The sequence below is a fragment of the Streptomyces sp. TLI_185 genome (genome assembly GCF_003814765.1).
GTDB lineage: Bacteria > Actinomycetota > Actinomycetes > Streptomycetales > Streptomycetaceae > Streptomyces.
The window spans coordinates 5,540,779-5,555,555 of the sequence record NZ_RKRB01000001.1 but is presented as its reverse complement, the minus strand read 5'-3'; the positions used below and the strand labels follow the sequence as shown (position 1 = coordinate 5,555,555).

Sequence of the window (14,777 nt, the reverse complement as noted above, 5' to 3'; positions counted from 1 at the left end):
GGGAAGTACCTGAGCGATCTGTTACGACGGGGGAATCGCGTCAGGCACTGCGGGGGGTGGCTGAGATGGTCCGAACATCGGGGGTTTCCGGTTCCACCAGCCGGTGGTCTCGTTGGTCAAGATTCACAAAGATCATTCCGTACCGAATGGCACATCGCACTGGCTGCGGCGCCCCCCGAGGCCGCCGCAGACACCGGTACGCCCGTACGTCCTCGTCCTCGTCGCGCGTGACGACGACCGGCTCACCGAAGACGGTCACCATCAGCGAGTCACCGGAGTGGGGGATCGCGGTGACAAGGTCGATGAAGTGCCAGCCGGAGCGGTAGGCCGTGGCCATTTCGCGGCGGAAGGAGCGGTCGTCGGGTGGAGTGGTCATGACCCGGCGACCCACGTGCTGTCACTGGGGGCGACCCATGTGCTGTCACCCGGAACATCGGACGCCTTTACCAGCCACGTACTGTCGCCGGCACCGGCGGCAGACACGGCCGTCGTCTGCCAGGTGCTGTCCTGCGCGGTATCGCCGTTCGCCCCCGAGAGGCCGCCCAGCGCTCCGAAGGCCAGGGCAGCGGAGAAGGCGGCGACTAGCGCCGAGCGAAGCATTCTCTTATGCATAGTCGGCTTCGTCCTCATTTGAAGGTCACCTCTCCCCCGTCCGAATACGACGATGGCCCATTCCGGCACGTCATGGCCACACAAACGATGCATCATGTTCCTGCACGTTCAGGACCCTGGGGGGTGGAGATTTGGCGATAAATGAGACTAAGCGGACACATCCTCATGGACTGACGGACCTGTGCGAGGACGGCCGACGCCTTTACGGGAGCGCTCTCCGGACGGGACGCATAGCCCGTACGGATGTGGAGCCCGCGCCCTGCTTGATGGAGTTCGCCCTCCTTCATCCCGATCCCGACGACCCGAACTGGCTGCGCCCGGTCCCCCCCTCGGTCGCGCTCGCCCAGCGGCTCAACCCGATCGAGAACGAGATCACCCAGCGCAGGCGGCTGTCCATCGAACTCGCAGACGCATTCGAGCCGTTCATGACGCTCAGCGCCCAGTCGACGGCGGCCACGCACTCGATCACCGTCCTCGAGGGCCTAGACCGGATCAACGCGGCGCTCGATCTGGCCACGGCCCAGTGCCGGACCGAGATGCTCACCGTCCAGCCGAGCCGCCGCCGGCTCGAGCACACCCTCGCCCAGGGGCTGAACCGCGACCGGCCGTTGATCGAACGCGGCTGCCGCATCCGGACGCTCTACCAGCACCCGGCCCGCTACAGCCCGGAGACATTGGCCTACGTGGCCCAGTTCACCGACGGCAAGGTGGAGTACCGGACGATCGACGAACTGGTCGAGCGGCTGATCATCTGCGACGAGACCGTGGCCTTCATCCCGACGCGCGACGACGGTGAGATCGCTCTCGAACTGCGGCACCCGGGACTCGTCCGCTATCTGATCAAGGTCTTCGAGTTCATGTGGGCCCGTGCGGTCCCGCTGAGCGCCGGCGCCCCCTACGAGACCGCCCCCGACGGCATCACCGAGATCCAGCACTCCATCGCCAAGCTCCTCGTCGAGGGCCATGTCGACGAGGCGATCGCCCGGCGTCTGGGCATGAACGTCCGCACCTGCCGCGCCCACATAGCCAAGCTGGCGACGGCTCTGGGCAGCGGCAGCCGGGCCCAACTCGGCTTTCTCATCGCACAGTCGGGGATCTTGAAGCAGGAGCCCTGACAGCCGGTCGGGACGTTCGGAAGAAGTCGGAGGAAGAGGGTCACTCGTGACGACGCAGGCGCACCGGCACGGCCCGGAGGAGCTGTGCGAAGCGGGCCTGGAGCTGTACGGCCGCGCCCTGCGGGAGGGGCACGTGAGCAGCGCGGACGCCGAGGCGGCCCCCTGCCTCGTCGACTTCGGTCTGCTGTACCCCGCCGTCACCGCCCCCGGCCGCCTGGAGCCCGTCGCCCCGGCTCTCGCCCTGCACCGGCTGCTGCGCACGTCGGCGGACCGTATCGCCGGCGAGCGGCTGCGCGAGCAGCGGCTCGCCGAGATGTTCGAGCCGCTCATGCACGTCGGCGGGCAGCTCACGGCAGTGACGGACCAGCCGGGCATCGCCGTCATCAGCGGACTCGACCGGATCAACGAGGCCATCGCCGCGGCCATGGCGGAGGCGAACCGCGAACTGCTCGCCATCCAGCCCTACGACGGCCGCAGTCCCGCCGACCGCCTGGCCAGAAGCCTGGACCGCGACCAGGGCCTGCTCGACCGCGGAGGCCGCATCCGCACGCTCTACCAGCACACCCAGCGCCACTCCCCCGCCGTGACGGCCCGCTACGAGCAGCTGGACGGCGACGCCGAGGCACGCACCCTCGACCAGATCACCGAGCGGCTCATCGTGATCGACCGCACGGTGGCCTTCATCCCGGCGAACGCGGACCGCACGCTCGCCCTCGAAGTCCGCCACCCGGTCCTGATCGACTACTTCGCCGTCATCTTCGACCGCCTCTGGCATCTGGCCACCCCCATGCACCCCCAGGCCGCCACCCGGGCCGACCCCGGCGGCATCACCACCCGCCAACGCACCATCGCCGCCCTCCTGGTGGAGGGCCACACCGACGCCGTGATCGCCGACCGCCTCGGCATGAACGTCCGCACCGCCCGCGTCCACATCGCCAAACTGGCGGCCACGCTGGGCAGCGAGAGCCGGGCGCAGCTCGGCTATCTCATCGGACGGTCGGGGATTCTTGACCGGGAAGAGTGACCGACGGAGTGACGTCCGCCGGGTGGCGGGGCCCGTCGAGGCCCACCTGGGCGATACGGACGCCGAGTTGGGTCCGGCTGGCCGCGCCGAGGGTCTCGGAGAGCCGCGCGATATGGGCACGGCAGGTGCGCACGCTTATGCCGAGCCGCTCCGCGATCACCGCGTCCTGGTGGCCCTCCGCAAGGAGCGCCGCGATGGACTGCTCACGGTGCGAGATGCCCTCGATGCCGGTGTCGGGCAGCGGCGCGGTCAGCGGGATCGCCAGGCGCCACAGCCGTTCGAAGACGGTGACCAGGTACTCGACCAGCGCCGGGTGGCGCAGCTCCAGCGCCAGGGTGCGGTCCGCGTTCGCCGGGATGAACGCCACCGTGCGATCGAAGAGGATCAGCCGGTCGATCACCTCGTCGAGCGTGCGGGCCTCGACGGAACCGCCCATCAGCTCCAGGTAGTTGAGCAGCCCCTGACCGTGCCGGGCCACATGCGTGTACAGGTCGCGCATCCGTACGCCCCGCCCGCGCAGCGCCAGCGCCCTGTGCAGCCCCTCGGTCAGCTCGTGCTCCGGGCGGATGCCGCCGGGCTGGACGGTGAGGACCTCCGTGGTGCACGCCTCCGTCGCCTGGTCCATGGCGGCCTGGATGCGGGCGAGTCCGTCGAGGACACGGATCGCGGCGCCCTCCGCAACGCCCGGGCCCGCCTGCGTGGCGGGGCCGAGGCCCGAGTACCGCTCGACGGCGGCGACCGCCGCGCCCACCCGCCGCTGGCTCGCGCTGACCTCGTCGTAGACCCCGCGCAGCAGTCTGGTCATGACCTCCTGCGGGGACGTCGGGACCAGCCAGTCCATGTCGTCGGGGTCCGGGTGCAGCAGGGCCAGCTCCAGCAGGCACGGCACCGGTTCGGCGTCCCTGCGGGCCACCCGGCCCCGCCGTACGGCCCGGGAGTACACGCGGTCCCCGGCGTCGCACAGTCGGTCGGCACCGTGTGGATGCTCATCCGTCCCGTGCCCGGCCATCGCCCATCCCACCCCCGGTTCCACCGTCTGTCGCAGCGCAACTATGCGCGGCCCGGACCAGCTCCGCAACACGGCTCGGCCCGAACCGAGCACCCGAAACCACCCGTACATACGGCTGTTTCCGGCCCTCCGCGGTCCTTCCTGCAACAAGCTGACGGCAGTTCGCGGCAACCGCGCGTTGCCCTGCAGAAACCGCTGTCTCACGCAAGCTGCAGGAAATACGTCAGTGATCACCCCGTTACACACCCCACTTAACGTCAGGCCATGGCGGACATATTTGACGCATACGCGTTGGCCGACGCGTGGGACGAAATGTTTGAGCGGCCGGGTGAGGTCAGAACCGCCTACGAGCCGGTACTGGCAGCGCTCCAGCCCATCGAGCCGAGCGAACTGAGATTCCGGGCCGACCAGATGGCCCGCGCCTTCACGGACCGTGGCGTGACCTACGCCTTCGCGGGCGAGGAGCGGCCCTGGCCGCTCGACCTGGTGCCCCGCATCCTCGACGCCCTCGAATGGGATCTCATACAACGCGGGGTGAGCCAGCGAGTCAGAGCCCTGGAGGCCTACCTCGCCGACGCCTACGGACACGCCCGCGCCTTCGAGGACGGCGTCGTGCCCTGGCGGCTGCTGCTCAACTCCCCGCACTTCCACCGGGCGGCCCAGGGCGTCGAGCCACCGGGCGGTGTCCGCATCCACGTCGCGGGCATCGACCTCGTACGCGACGAGGCCGGGGACTTCCGGGTGCTGGAGGACAACGTACGGGTGCCCAGCGGGGTCAGTTACGTCATCGAGAACCGCCGGGCCATGACCCGGATCTTCCCGTCGCTCTTCGCCGAGCAGCACGTCCTGCCCGTCGACGGCTACTGTCACCGGCTGCTCGCCGCGCTGCGTGCCGCCGCCCCCGACGGTGTGCAGGATCCGCGGGTCGTCGTCCTCACGCCGGGCCCCAACAATGCCGCCTACTTCGAACATGCCCTGCTCGCCCGGCTGATGGGCGTGCAGCTGGTCGAGGGGCACGATCTGGTCTGCCGGGGCAACCGCGTCTGGATGCGCACCACGCGCGGCGAGGTGCCCGTCCATGTCGTATACCGGCGCCTGGACGACGACTTCCTCGACCCGCTCCACTTCCGGCCCGACTCGGTGATCGGCTGCCCCGGCATCATGGGCGCCGCCATGGCGGGCAACGTCACACTCGCGAACGCCGTGGGCAACGGGATCGCCGACGACAAGCTGCTCTACACCTACGTCCCGGACCTGATCCGCTACTACCTCTCCGAAGAACCGATCCTCCCCAATGTCGAGTCCTACCGGCCCGACGAGCCAGGGCAGTTGGAGGCGGTCCTCGACCAGATCGACCAGCTGGTCATCAAGCCGGTCGACGGCGCCGGAGGGCAGGGAATCGTGATCGGCCCGAAGGCCGACAAGGACACTCTCGAACGCACTCGCAAAGCAGTGACCGCGGACCCGCGCGGCTTCATCGCCCAGCGGCCCGTCGCCCTGTCCACCTCCCCCACCCTCGCGGGCGAGCGCATGGCACCCCGCCACATCGACCTCAGGCCGTTCGCCGTGAACGACGGCAACGATGTCTGGGTGCTGCCTGGCGGGCTGACCCGCGTCGCCCTCCAGGAGGGCAACCTGATCGTCAACTCCAGCCAGGGCGGCGGCTCCAAGGACACCTGGGTGCTCGCGGAGGGCCCCGCCGAACAGCCGGCGCCCGAACCGGCCGGCGCGCTCCCCTCCGTCGCCCCGCGCCGGCTCGGACCCGACGGCACCCGTGCCGTCGTACAGGAAGGGGCCCAACAGCAGTGAACGACGTGATCCTGTCCCGGATAGCCGAGGCCCTGACCTGGACCGGCCGCTACGTCGAGCGCGCCGACGCCACGGGCCGCATCCTCGACGCGTATCTGCACCGTCTGCTGGAGGACCCCTGGCGCGACGAGGACGTCGCCTGCCGGTCGCTGTACGCGATCCTCGGCATGGACGCGGGCGGCGCACGGGTGGACATGCAGCAGGTCCTGGACCAGCTCGCCTTCGACGCCCGCTCGACGGGCTCCATCGAGGGGGCGCTGGGCGCCGCCCGGCTGAACGCGCGCAGCGCCCGTGAGGCCATCTCCTCCGAGATGTGGGAGTGCCTCAACTCCACCTGGCACGCGCTGGCCGACCAGCGGCTGGCGGCCCGCCGTACCGGCCCGTACGCCTATCTGGAGCTGGTGCGCCGCCGGGCCGCGCTCTTCTTCGGGCTCGCCGACTCGACCATGAGCCGGGACGACAGCTGGCGTTTCGTGGTGCTGGGGCGCAGCCTGGAGCGGGTGGACATGACCGTACGGCTGCTGTCCGTGCGCGTGCTGGACGCCGTGCACGCGCCCGACTGGCCGACGCTGCTGAGCGCTTCGGGCGCCGACGAGGCCTACGCGCGCGTGTACGGCGGTTTCGGCGACACCCCGCGAGTGGCCGAATTCCTGCTCCTGGACCGGAACTTCCCGCGCTCGGCCCTGCACGCACTGACCACGGCGGAAGAGTGCCTCACCGCTCTCGGCCGCCCCCGCCAGGACCCTGCGCGCCGCCCCATCGGACGGCTCCGCACCCGTCTCGAGTATCTGGACACGCACGCTCTGGAGAACCAACTGCCCGCGCTGCTGGGCGACCTGCAGCATGCCTGCATGGCCTCCGCGGACGCGGTGGCCGAGCGGTTCTTCCCGTACCAGGGGCCCATCGAGTGGGCCCAGGAAGGAGCGTGAGATGACCGCCGAACGCGTACGCCGCCTCCGTATCAAGCACACCACCCGGGTCTCCTACGCCCAGCCCGCGGCCTCCTCGCACAACGAGGTCCGCATGACCCCGCTGACGCTGCCGGGCCAGACCACCCTGGACGCGCGGGTCACCGTCAACCCCACCGCCCCCACCTGGTCGTACTGGGACTACTGGGGCACCCAGGTCACCGGCTTCGACCTGATGGACCCGCACGGCGACCTCACCATCACGGCCTCCAGCCTGGTCGAGACGTCCCCGCCGGAGGCGCTCCCGCCCGCGCCCACCTGGGCCGAGGTCGCCGAACGCACCGCGAACTCCCGCCTGTTGGAGTTCGCGAGCCCGACCGGCCGTACGACGGTCCCGGCGAAGCTGGTGAAGAAGGCGCGGAAGGCGGCGGCCGGTCTCGACCCGCACGAGACGGCGGTCGCGGTCTCGGAGCTGGTCGCCGACCGGGTGTCGTATCTGCCGGGCGCCACCAGCGTGAACACCTCGCCCGCGGAGGCCTGGGAGCAGGGCGCGGGCGTCTGCCAGGACATCACCCACCTCACCGTCGCGCTGCTGCGGGGCGTGGGCCTGCCGGCCCGTTACGTCTCGGGTTACCTCCACCCGGAGCGCGAGGCCGAACTCCACCGGCCCGTCGCCGGGCAGAGCCACGCCTGGATCGAGTACTGGGCGGGCGACTGGTGCGGCTACGACCCCACCAACCGCACCCGCGCCGACGAGTCCCACGTCGTGGTGGCCCGCGGCCGCGACTACGACGACGTCACCCCGCACAAGGGCATCTACCGGGGAGTGGCGGGCGGTCCGCCGGACGTGTCGGTGGTGTTCACACGGGTGGGGTGAACCGAACCGAAGGCGTAGGGCCGGGGCGCAGCCGCCCCGGCCCTTTCAGGTGCCGCCCGCCTGCGCCTACTTGAGGCCGATCGCCGAGCACTCCGAGGCGAACTTCGACGTGCAGATCTGGGAGACCTTGTAGATGCCGTCCGCGACGACCGTCGACTTGATGTTCTTCCTCGTCAGCGCGGTCACGGTGACGAGCTGCGCGGGGATGCCCTTGTCGGTGGGGCTGTCGACGGTGTCCTGGGTGAGGGCGTCGAACTCGATCTCCTTGCCCTGCACCTTGGCCACCGCCATCTGGGCGGCCGCCGCCGCCTCCTGCGGGTACGACTTGTACACGCTCATGTACTGCTCGCCCGAGACGATCCGCTGCACGGCCGCAAGTTCCGCGTCCTGGCCGGTGAGCGGCGGCAGCTTCGTCACGCCGGCGTCCTCCAGGGCCTTGACGATGCCGCCTGCCATGCCGTCGTTGGCGGAGTAGACACCGACGATGTTCTTCTTGCCGATCGCGTCGATGGCCGCCTTCATGTTGGCCTCGGCGTTCTTCGGGTCCCAGTCCTTGGTGTCGTACGACTTGGCGATCGTCACCTTGCCGTTGAGCTCGGACAGCGCGCCCGCCTTGAACTGCTTGGCGTTCGGGTCGGTGGGCGAGCCGTTCATCATGACGATCTTGTCGGAGGTGTCGACCTCGCTGCCCAGCGCCTCCAGCAGGGTGCGGCCCTGGACCTCGCCGACGAGTTCGTTGTCGAAGGAGATGTACGCGTCGATCGGGCCCTCGGCCAGCCGGTCGTAGGCGATGACCGGGATACCGGCGTCCTTCGCCTTCTGCACCTCACTGGCGATGGCGTGCGAGTCCACGGCGTCCAGCAGGATGATGTCGACCTTGTCGTCGATCATCTTCTGCATCTGGGCCGCCTGCTTGGCCGCGTTCTGGTCGGCGTTCTGGTAGTCGACCTTGCCCTGCTGCTTGGTGAGCGAGGCGACCTGCTTCTTGATGATGGGGTAGTCGAAGTCCTCGTACCGGGTGTTGGCCGTCTCCGGCAGCAGCAGCCCGATGGTGACGTCGTTGCCCTTCGTGGGGCTCGCCGAGCTGCTGTCCCCCGACACGTTCAGCACGCCGCAGGCGGAGAGCGACAGAGTCATCGTGGACGCTGCCACGGCGATGGCGGTACGACGCGTGGAACGCATGGAGGAGCTCACTTCTGGTGTCTTACGGACGCGGGCGCAACTTGCGACCCAGGTGACTGAAAAGCCAACGCGGAGCGGCCCCCAGGCGTCAAGCGCAACTACTTAACGAGTGCGCAACGCAACACTCCGCCGACCATGTAAAGACATGACGGAAACGTCTCCAAAGGTCCTTTACGGACTCTCCATGCAACGGCAGGCAATCGGCAGGCAAAGATCCGTACAACCAACCCGATTCCTCACGAGTCGTGATCACGGCAGCTTGCATCAGCCGTTCCCATCCCGACCAGAGGACCGAATGAACCCAGCCAGATCCACGACCGCCGCGGCCACGACCGCCGTCGTGCTCGCCACCGCGGCCGGTCTGCTCTCCGCGACGGCCGCCCCGGCCGCCGCCGCGACCACCTGCACCTCGCCCGTGTTCAAGCGCCAGTTCTTCGCGAACACGTCGTTCTCCGGCACCCCGAAGAAGACGGACTGCGACGCTGCGATCGACCAGAACTGGGGCACCTCGGCCCCCGCCTCCGGCCTCCCGAGGGACAACTTCGGCGTCCGCTGGACGGTGACGAGGGACTTCGGCTCGGGCGGCCCCTTCGCCCTGCCGGTCGCGACCCAGGACGGCGTCCGCGTCTACCTGGACGGCGTGCGCAAGGTCGACCTCTGGAAGAACGTGTCCACGACGGTGAAGAAGACCGTCAACGTCACGATCCCCTCCGGCAAGCACACCTTCCGCATCGACTACGTCAACTGGACGGGCACGGCGAACGTCTCCTTCGCCTACAAGCCCCGCACCTCCGCCGACGTCGACAAGGTCAAACCCCTTGCCCCGACGGGGATTTCGGTCACGTACGACCCCGCGACCGGCAAGGCGAAGCCGGCCTGGGCGAAGAACAAGGAGATGGACCTCGCGGGCTACCGCGTCTACCGGCGGCTCAAGGGCACGTCGTTCGGCGCTACGCCGCTTGCGACGACGACCTCGACGTCGTACACCGACACGAGCCTGCCGGTGACCGGCGACACGTACTACTACGAGGTGCGTGCCTACGACAAGGCGGGCAACGCCTCGGCGGGTTCGGCCGACCAGGGCGTGACGACCGCCGACCGGACGGCGCCCGGGCAGGTCACCGGCCTCACGGCGAAGGGCACCACGGCGGGCAACACGGTTGCGTGGGAGCCCTCTTCGGCGGCGGACGTGCACCACTACGAGGTGTGGGGCGCGCCGGAGGGGCAGCAGGATCCGGACGGGCCCGAGACCGTGTTCGGGACGTCCTTCACGGACGTCACCGCCGGGACGGGTACGGCCTACACGTACACGGTGCACGCGGTCGACGGCGCCGGGAACGTCTCCCCGGTCTCCGCAACGGTGACGGCCACGCGCCCCGAGCCCAGCGGCACGCCCGCCCCGAGCGGGCTGACCAGCGTCCTCTACGACGACAGGACCGAGATCCACTGGGTGCTCCCCGAGGACGCCCCCCAGTACCGGGTCTACCGCCGCACCGACGGCGGCTGGACGGCCATCGGCAATCTGCAGGGCGGCTGGTGGGAGGACCGCCTCGCCCCGGCGGGCAAGGCGTCCTACTACGTCGTCGCCGTGGAGGCCGGTACGGGCGCCGAGTCGGCGCCCTCCGCGGAGATCACCGTCGACCGGCTCGCCCGGGCCACCCCGTTCGGCCCGGCCGCACCGCAGCTGACGCTGGACTTCGCCGGGATTCCGGCGCGCTCCCCCATCAAGGTCACGGCCAAGCCCGGCGCCGGTGACGAGGGGCGGGTGCTGAAGGGCTACTCCTGGGAGATCAGCGGCGCCTGCGGCGACAGCGGCACCCAGCTGTCCACGACCGGCTCCATCTCCTGGACACCGCCCTACAACGGGCCGTGCACGGCCACCGTGTACGCCGTGGACCCCTACGGGCGGCAGAGCGAGCAGAGCTCCTCGCTGGAGTTCTTCGTCGGCCGCTGACACCGGTCACCGACACACGCCGGCATACGGAAGGGGCCCGGAGGTTCAACCTCCGGGCCCCTTCGACTGCTTGACGCGCCGGCCACTCAGTCGGACTGCTGCCGCTTGGGCCGCCACACCACCAGCGCGCTGGTCTGCTGCACCTCCTGGTACGGGACCAGATCGCGGCGGTACGACGCATGCACCGCCGCCTCGCGCTGCTGCATCGCCGCTGCCGCGCCCTCGACCGCCGTCTGGAGTTCGGCGACGCGCTGCTGGAGCGCGGCGACCTGGTTCTCCAGTTCGATGATCCGCTTGATGCCCGCCAGGTTGATGCCCTCGTCCTGCGACAACTGCTGGACGGTGCGCAGCAGTTCGATGTCGCGGGCCGAGTAGCGCCGGCCCCGGCCGGGGGTGCGGTCGGGCGAGACCAGGCCGAGGCGGTCGTACTGGCGCAGGGTCTGCGGGTGCAGGCCGGAGAGCTGGGCCGCCACCGAGATGACGTAGACCGGGGTTTCCTCGGTCAGCTCGTACGGGTTGCGTCGACGGCCGTCCATCTCTGTCATGCTCCCTTCGCGGCCTGGAACAGCTCCGCCCGCGGGTCCTCGCCCGCGGTCGCCTCGCGATACGCCTCGAGTGCGTCACGAGCCTTCCCCGTCAGGTCCGCCGGGACACTCACCTCGACGGTGACCAGGAGGTCGCCGCGGGTGCCGTCCTTGCGGACCGCGCCCTTGCCGCGGGCGCGCATGGTGCGGCCGTTGGGTGTGCCGGGGGGCAGCTTCAGGGTGACGGGCGGGCCGCCCAGGGTGGGGACCCTGACCTCGCCGCCGAGCGCCGCCTCCGCGAACGTCACGGGGACGGTGACGGTGAGGTTGTCGCCCTTGCGGCCGAACACGGGGTGCGCGTCGACATGCACCGTGACGTACAGGTCGCCCGCCGGGCCGCCCCGCTCGCCCGGTGCGCCCTTGCCGCGCAGCCGGATGCGCTGGCCGTCCGACACCCCGGCCGGGATGCGGACCTGCATGGTGCGCGAGGACTTGGCGCGGCCGCTGCCCTTGCAGACCTCGCAGGGGTTCTCCGCGATCAGGCCGCGGCCCTTGCAGTCCGGGCAGGGGTCGGTGAGCGAGAAGCCGCCGCCGGAACCCCGCGCGACCTGGCCGGTGCCGACGCACGTCGGGCACACCCGCGGGTTGCCGTTCGCGTCGCCGGTGCCCGAGCAGGCCTTGCAGGGTGCCTGCGAGGACATGCGCAGCGGGACCGTCGCCCCCTCGATCGCCTCGGTGAAGCTGAGGCTGACCTCGGTGTCGATGTCCTGGCCGCGCCTGGGCTGCACCCGGGTGGTGCCGGAGCTGCCCCGGTTGAACAGGCCCCCGAAGACGTCACCGATTCCGCCGCCGAAGCCTCCGGAACCCCCGCCGCCCTGGGCGCCGCCTCCGAAGAGGTCGCCCAGGTCGAAGTTGAAGGAGCCGCCTGCGCCGCCTGGCCCGGGGCGGAAGCCGCCGTTGCCGAAGAGGGCGCGGGCCTCGTCGTACTCCTTGCGCTTCTTGGGGTCGCCGAGTATGTCGTTCGCCTCGGAGATCTCCTTGAAGCGCTCCTCGGCCTTGGCGTTGCCCTTGTTGGCGTCCGGGTGGTTCTCGCGGGCGAGCTTCCGGTACGCCTTCTTGATCTCGGCCTCGGTGGCGTCCTTGGGGACGCCGAGGACCTTGTAGTAGTCCTTCTCGATGAAGTCCTTGGTGCTCATCCCCGACGCCCCTCCTCTCTCATCGATGCAGCGGTCGGTACTGCTGCGACCGGTTCAAGCTCAGCCCTCGTCCGGGCCACCGCTCTCCTTGTCGTCGGCCGTCTCCGCCTCGTCGGCCTTGACGGTCTGCGCCCCCGGCTGGGGTTCGGCGACGGCCACCCGCGCGGGGCGGATGGTGCGCTCGCCGAAGCGATACCCGGGCTGCAGAATCGCCACGCACGTCGTCTCGGTGACGTCCGGCGCGTACGAGTGCATCAGGGCCTCGTGGATCGTCGGGTCGAAGGGCTCGCCCTCCTTGCCGAACTGCTGCAGTCCCATCTTCGCCGCAACGGTCTCCAGCGACTCCGCGACGGACTTGAATCCGCCGACGAGTTCGCCGTGGTCCCGCGCGCGGCCGATGTCGTCGAGCACGGGCAGGAGCTCGGTCAGGAGGTTCGCGATGGCGATCTCCTTGACCGTGATCCGGTCCCGCTCCACACGGCGGCGGTAGTTCTGGAACTCGGCCTGGAGCCGCTGGAGGTCCGCGGTGCGCTCTTCGAGCGCCTTGCGCACCTGGTCCAGCTGGGCCGTCAGGCCTGCGATCTGTGCTGCGTCCCCGGCCGGGGCCGCCCCCTCCCCCGAGGAGGGGGAGGCGGCCTGCGGCTCGGCGTCTTCGGGGGTGGCGCCGGAGGGGACGTCGGGCTTCTCGTCGAAGCCCGGGGTCTCCTCCGTCACGCGGCACCGTCCTTGCGCTCGTCGTCCACGATCTCGGCGTCCACGACGTCGTCGTCGGCCTTCGGGGCCTCGGCGCCCGCGGCGCCGCCGGCGGCGGCCTGCGAGGACTGGGCGTCGGCGTACATGGCCTGGCCCAGCTTCTGCGAGACGGCCGCGACCTTCTCGGTGGCGGTGCGGATCTCGGCGGTGTCCTCGCCCTTGAGCGCGGTCTTCAGCTCCTCGACGGACGCCTCGACCTCGGTCTTGATCTCGCCCGGGACCTTGTCCTCGTTGTCCTTGAGGAACTTCTCCGTCTGGTAGACGAGCTGCTCGCCCTGGTTGCGGGTCTCGGCGGCCTCGCGGCGGGCGTGGTCCTCCTCCGCGTACTTCTCGGCCTCCTGACGCATCCGGTCGACCTCGTCCTTCGGCAGCGAGGAGCCGCCGGTGACGGTCATCTTCTGCTCCTTGCCCGTGCCCAGGTCCTTCGCGGTCACGTGCATGATGCCGTTGGCGTCGATGTCGAAGGCGACCTCGATCTGCGGGACACCGCGCGGGGCCGGCGGCAGACCGGTCAGCTCGAACATCCCGAGCTTCTTGTTGTACGCCGCGATCTCGCGCTCGCCCTGGTAGACCTGGATCTGCACGGACGGCTGGTTGTCCTCGGCGGTGGTGAAGATCTCGGACCGCTTGGTCGGGATCGTCGTGTTCCGCTCGATGAGCTTCGTCATGATGCCGCCCTTGGTCTCGATGCCGAGGGACAGCGGGGTCACGTCGAGGAGCAGGACGTCCTTGACCTCACCCTTGAGGACACCGGCCTGCAGGGCGGCGCCGATGGCGACGACCTCGTCCGGGTTGACGCCCTTGTTGGCGTCCTTGCCGCCCGTCAGCTCGCGGACGAGCTCGGCGACGGCGGGCATACGGGTGGAACCGCCGACGAGGACGACGTGGTCGATCTCGTTGATGGAGATGCCGGCGTCCTTGATGACGTTGTGGAACGGCGTCTTGCAGCGCTCCAGCAGGTCGGCCGTCAGCTGCTGGAACTGAGCCCGGGTGAGCTTCTCGTCCAGGTGCAGCGGGCCCTCGGCGGACGCGGTGATGTACGGCAGGTTGATCGAGGTCTCGGTGGACGAGGACAGCTCGATCTTGGCCTTCTCGGCAGCCTCACGCAGACGCTGCAGGGCCATCTTGTCCTTGCCCAGGTCCACGCCGTGACCGCCGGCGAACTGCTTGACCAGGTAGTCGACGATGCGCTGGTCCCAGTCGTCACCACCGAGGTGGTTGTCGCCGTTGGTGGCCTTCACCTCGACGACGCCGTCACCGATCTCCAGCAGGGACACGTCGAAGGTGCCGCCACCGAGGTCGAAGACGAGGATCGTCTGGTCGTCCTTGTCGAGGCCGTACGCGAGCGCGGCCGCGGTCGGCTCGTTGACGATACGAAGGACGTTCAGACCGGCGATCTCGCCGGCCTCCTTCGTCGCCTGACGCTCGGAGTCGTTGAAGTAGGCCGGGACGGTGATGACCGCGTCGGTCACCTTCTCGCCCAGGTAGGCCTCGGCGTCCCGCTTGAGCTTCTGCAGGATGAACGCGGAGATCTGCTGCGGGTTGAAGGGCTTCCCGTCGAGCTCGATCTTCCAGTCCGTGCCCATGTGGCGCTTCACGGAACGGATGGTCCGGTCCACGTTCGTGACCGCCTGGCGCTTGGCGACCTCGCCGACGAGCACCTCACCGTTCTTCGCGAAGGCGACGACGGACGGCGTGGTCCTGGCACCCTCGGCGTTGGTGATGACGGTGGGCTCGCCGCCCTCCAGAACGCTGACGACGGAGTTAGTCGTGCCCAGGTCGATGCCGACCGCACGTGCCATGGTGAATTCCTC

At 69.8% G+C, this 14,777-nt stretch carries 13 protein-coding genes; 6 read left to right on the top strand and 7 right to left on the bottom strand.

The genetic code is table 11. The features are described from left to right. Positions 1-40: 40 nt before the first annotated feature. A complete protein-coding gene (locus EDD92_RS25570; RefSeq protein WP_016437222.1) occupies positions 41-376 on the bottom strand; it encodes a hypothetical protein in 336 nt (111 codons plus the stop codon). 406 nt (positions 377-782) lie between these two features. Here EDD92_RS25570 and EDD92_RS25560 point away from each other — a divergent pair, with 406 nt between their 5' ends. Beyond that, positions 783-1,727, top strand: a complete 945-nt coding sequence (locus EDD92_RS25560) for a helix-turn-helix transcriptional regulator (RefSeq protein ID WP_260327332.1) — start codon at positions 783-785, stop codon at positions 1,725-1,727. 46 nt (positions 1,728-1,773) lie between these two features. After that, on the top strand, positions 1,774-2,751 hold the full coding sequence (locus tag EDD92_RS25555; protein ID WP_123966440.1) for a helix-turn-helix transcriptional regulator: 978 nt from the start codon (positions 1,774-1,776) through the stop codon (positions 2,749-2,751). On the opposite strand, the gene EDD92_RS25550 is transcribed toward EDD92_RS25555, so the two are convergent. After that, positions 2,714-3,760: a LuxR C-terminal-related transcriptional regulator gene (locus EDD92_RS25550; protein WP_123966439.1), complete on the bottom strand. Its 1,047-nt coding sequence runs from the start codon at positions 3,758-3,760 to the stop codon at positions 2,714-2,716. The two genes, EDD92_RS25555 and EDD92_RS25550, sit on opposite strands and share 38 nt — an antisense overlap. A 264-nt stretch (positions 3,761-4,024) precedes the next feature. On the opposite strand from EDD92_RS25550, the gene EDD92_RS25545 reads away from it, so the two are divergent. Genes EDD92_RS25545 through EDD92_RS25535 form a run of 3 tightly spaced genes read left to right on the top strand, consistent with a single transcriptional unit; the run spans position 4,025 to position 7,354 of the window. Beyond that, on the top strand, positions 4,025-5,569 hold the full coding sequence (locus EDD92_RS25545; protein ID WP_123966438.1) for a circularly permuted type 2 ATP-grasp protein: 1,545 nt from the start codon (positions 4,025-4,027) through the stop codon (positions 5,567-5,569). Then, positions 5,566-6,498 carry an alpha-E domain-containing protein gene (locus EDD92_RS25540; protein ID WP_123966437.1) on the top strand — a complete coding sequence of 311 codons (933 nt, stop codon included), beginning with the start codon at positions 5,566-5,568 and terminating at the stop codon, positions 6,496-6,498. The genes EDD92_RS25545 and EDD92_RS25540 overlap by 4 nt, the downstream gene beginning before the upstream one ends. A gap of 1 nt (position 6,499) precedes the next feature. Continuing rightward, complete coding sequence (locus EDD92_RS25535) at positions 6,500-7,354, top strand: transglutaminase family protein (RefSeq protein WP_123966436.1); 855 nt, start codon at positions 6,500-6,502, stop codon at positions 7,352-7,354. A 66-nt stretch (positions 7,355-7,420) separates the two neighbouring features. Here the strand turns inward: EDD92_RS25535 and EDD92_RS25530 are convergent, their stop codons facing one another. Further along, positions 7,421-8,536, bottom strand: coding sequence for a sugar ABC transporter substrate-binding protein (locus tag EDD92_RS25530; protein ID WP_123966435.1), 1,116 nt, complete (start codon positions 8,534-8,536; stop codon positions 7,421-7,423). 295 nt (positions 8,537-8,831) lie between these two features. Between EDD92_RS25530 and EDD92_RS25525 the strand changes: the two genes are divergently transcribed. Next, positions 8,832-10,490, top strand: a complete 1,659-nt coding sequence (locus EDD92_RS25525; protein WP_123966434.1) for a PA14 domain-containing protein — start codon at positions 8,832-8,834, stop codon at positions 10,488-10,490. Positions 10,491-10,576: 86 nt separating this feature from the next. Here EDD92_RS25525 and EDD92_RS25520 read toward each other — a convergent pair whose 3' ends face one another. Genes EDD92_RS25520 through dnaK form a run of 4 tightly spaced genes read right to left on the bottom strand, consistent with a single transcriptional unit; the run spans position 10,577 to position 14,765 of the window. After that, on the bottom strand, positions 10,577-11,026 hold the full coding sequence (locus tag EDD92_RS25520) for a heat shock protein transcriptional repressor HspR (protein ID WP_123970539.1): 450 nt from the start codon (positions 11,024-11,026) through the stop codon (positions 10,577-10,579). A gap of 5 nt (positions 11,027-11,031) precedes the next feature. Beyond that, entirely contained in the window at positions 11,032-12,210 is a 1,179-nt protein-coding gene (dnaJ, locus tag EDD92_RS25515; protein WP_123966433.1) for a molecular chaperone DnaJ, read from the bottom strand. A gap of 60 nt (positions 12,211-12,270) precedes the next feature. Then, positions 12,271-12,924: a nucleotide exchange factor GrpE gene (gene grpE / locus EDD92_RS25510; RefSeq protein WP_030942099.1), complete on the bottom strand. Its 654-nt coding sequence runs from the start codon at positions 12,922-12,924 to the stop codon at positions 12,271-12,273. Next, entirely contained in the window at positions 12,921-14,765 is a 1,845-nt protein-coding gene (gene dnaK, locus EDD92_RS25505) for a molecular chaperone DnaK (RefSeq protein WP_030942097.1), read from the bottom strand. The genes grpE and dnaK overlap by 4 nt, the downstream gene beginning before the upstream one ends. Positions 14,766-14,777: the final 12 nt, after the last annotated feature.

Bases quoted from the DNA above. Each gene is read 5' to 3' on its own strand.
- EDD92_RS25570 (WP_016437222.1), bottom strand. From the start codon at position 376: ATGACCACTCCACCCGACGACCGCTCCTTCCGCCGCGAAATGGCCACG.
- EDD92_RS25550 (WP_123966439.1), bottom strand. From the start codon at position 3,760: ATGGCCGGGCACGGGACGGATGAGCATCCACACGGTGCCGACCGACTG.
- EDD92_RS25545 (WP_123966438.1), top strand. From the start codon at position 4,025: ATGGCGGACATATTTGACGCATACGCGTTGGCCGACGCGTGGGACGAA.
- EDD92_RS25535 (WP_123966436.1), top strand. From the start codon at position 6,500: ATGACCGCCGAACGCGTACGCCGCCTCCGTATCAAGCACACCACCCGG.
- EDD92_RS25530 (WP_123966435.1), bottom strand. From the start codon at position 8,536: ATGCGTTCCACGCGTCGTACCGCCATCGCCGTGGCAGCGTCCACGATG.
- EDD92_RS25525 (WP_123966434.1), top strand. From the start codon at position 8,832: ATGAACCCAGCCAGATCCACGACCGCCGCGGCCACGACCGCCGTCGTG.
- EDD92_RS25520 (WP_123970539.1), bottom strand. From the start codon at position 11,026: ATGGACGGCCGTCGACGCAACCCGTACGAGCTGACCGAGGAAACCCCG.
- dnaJ (WP_123966433.1), bottom strand. From the start codon at position 12,210: ATGAGCACCAAGGACTTCATCGAGAAGGACTACTACAAGGTCCTCGGC.
- dnaK (WP_030942097.1), bottom strand. From the start codon at position 14,765: ATGGCACGTGCGGTCGGCATCGACCTGGGCACGACTAACTCCGTCGTC.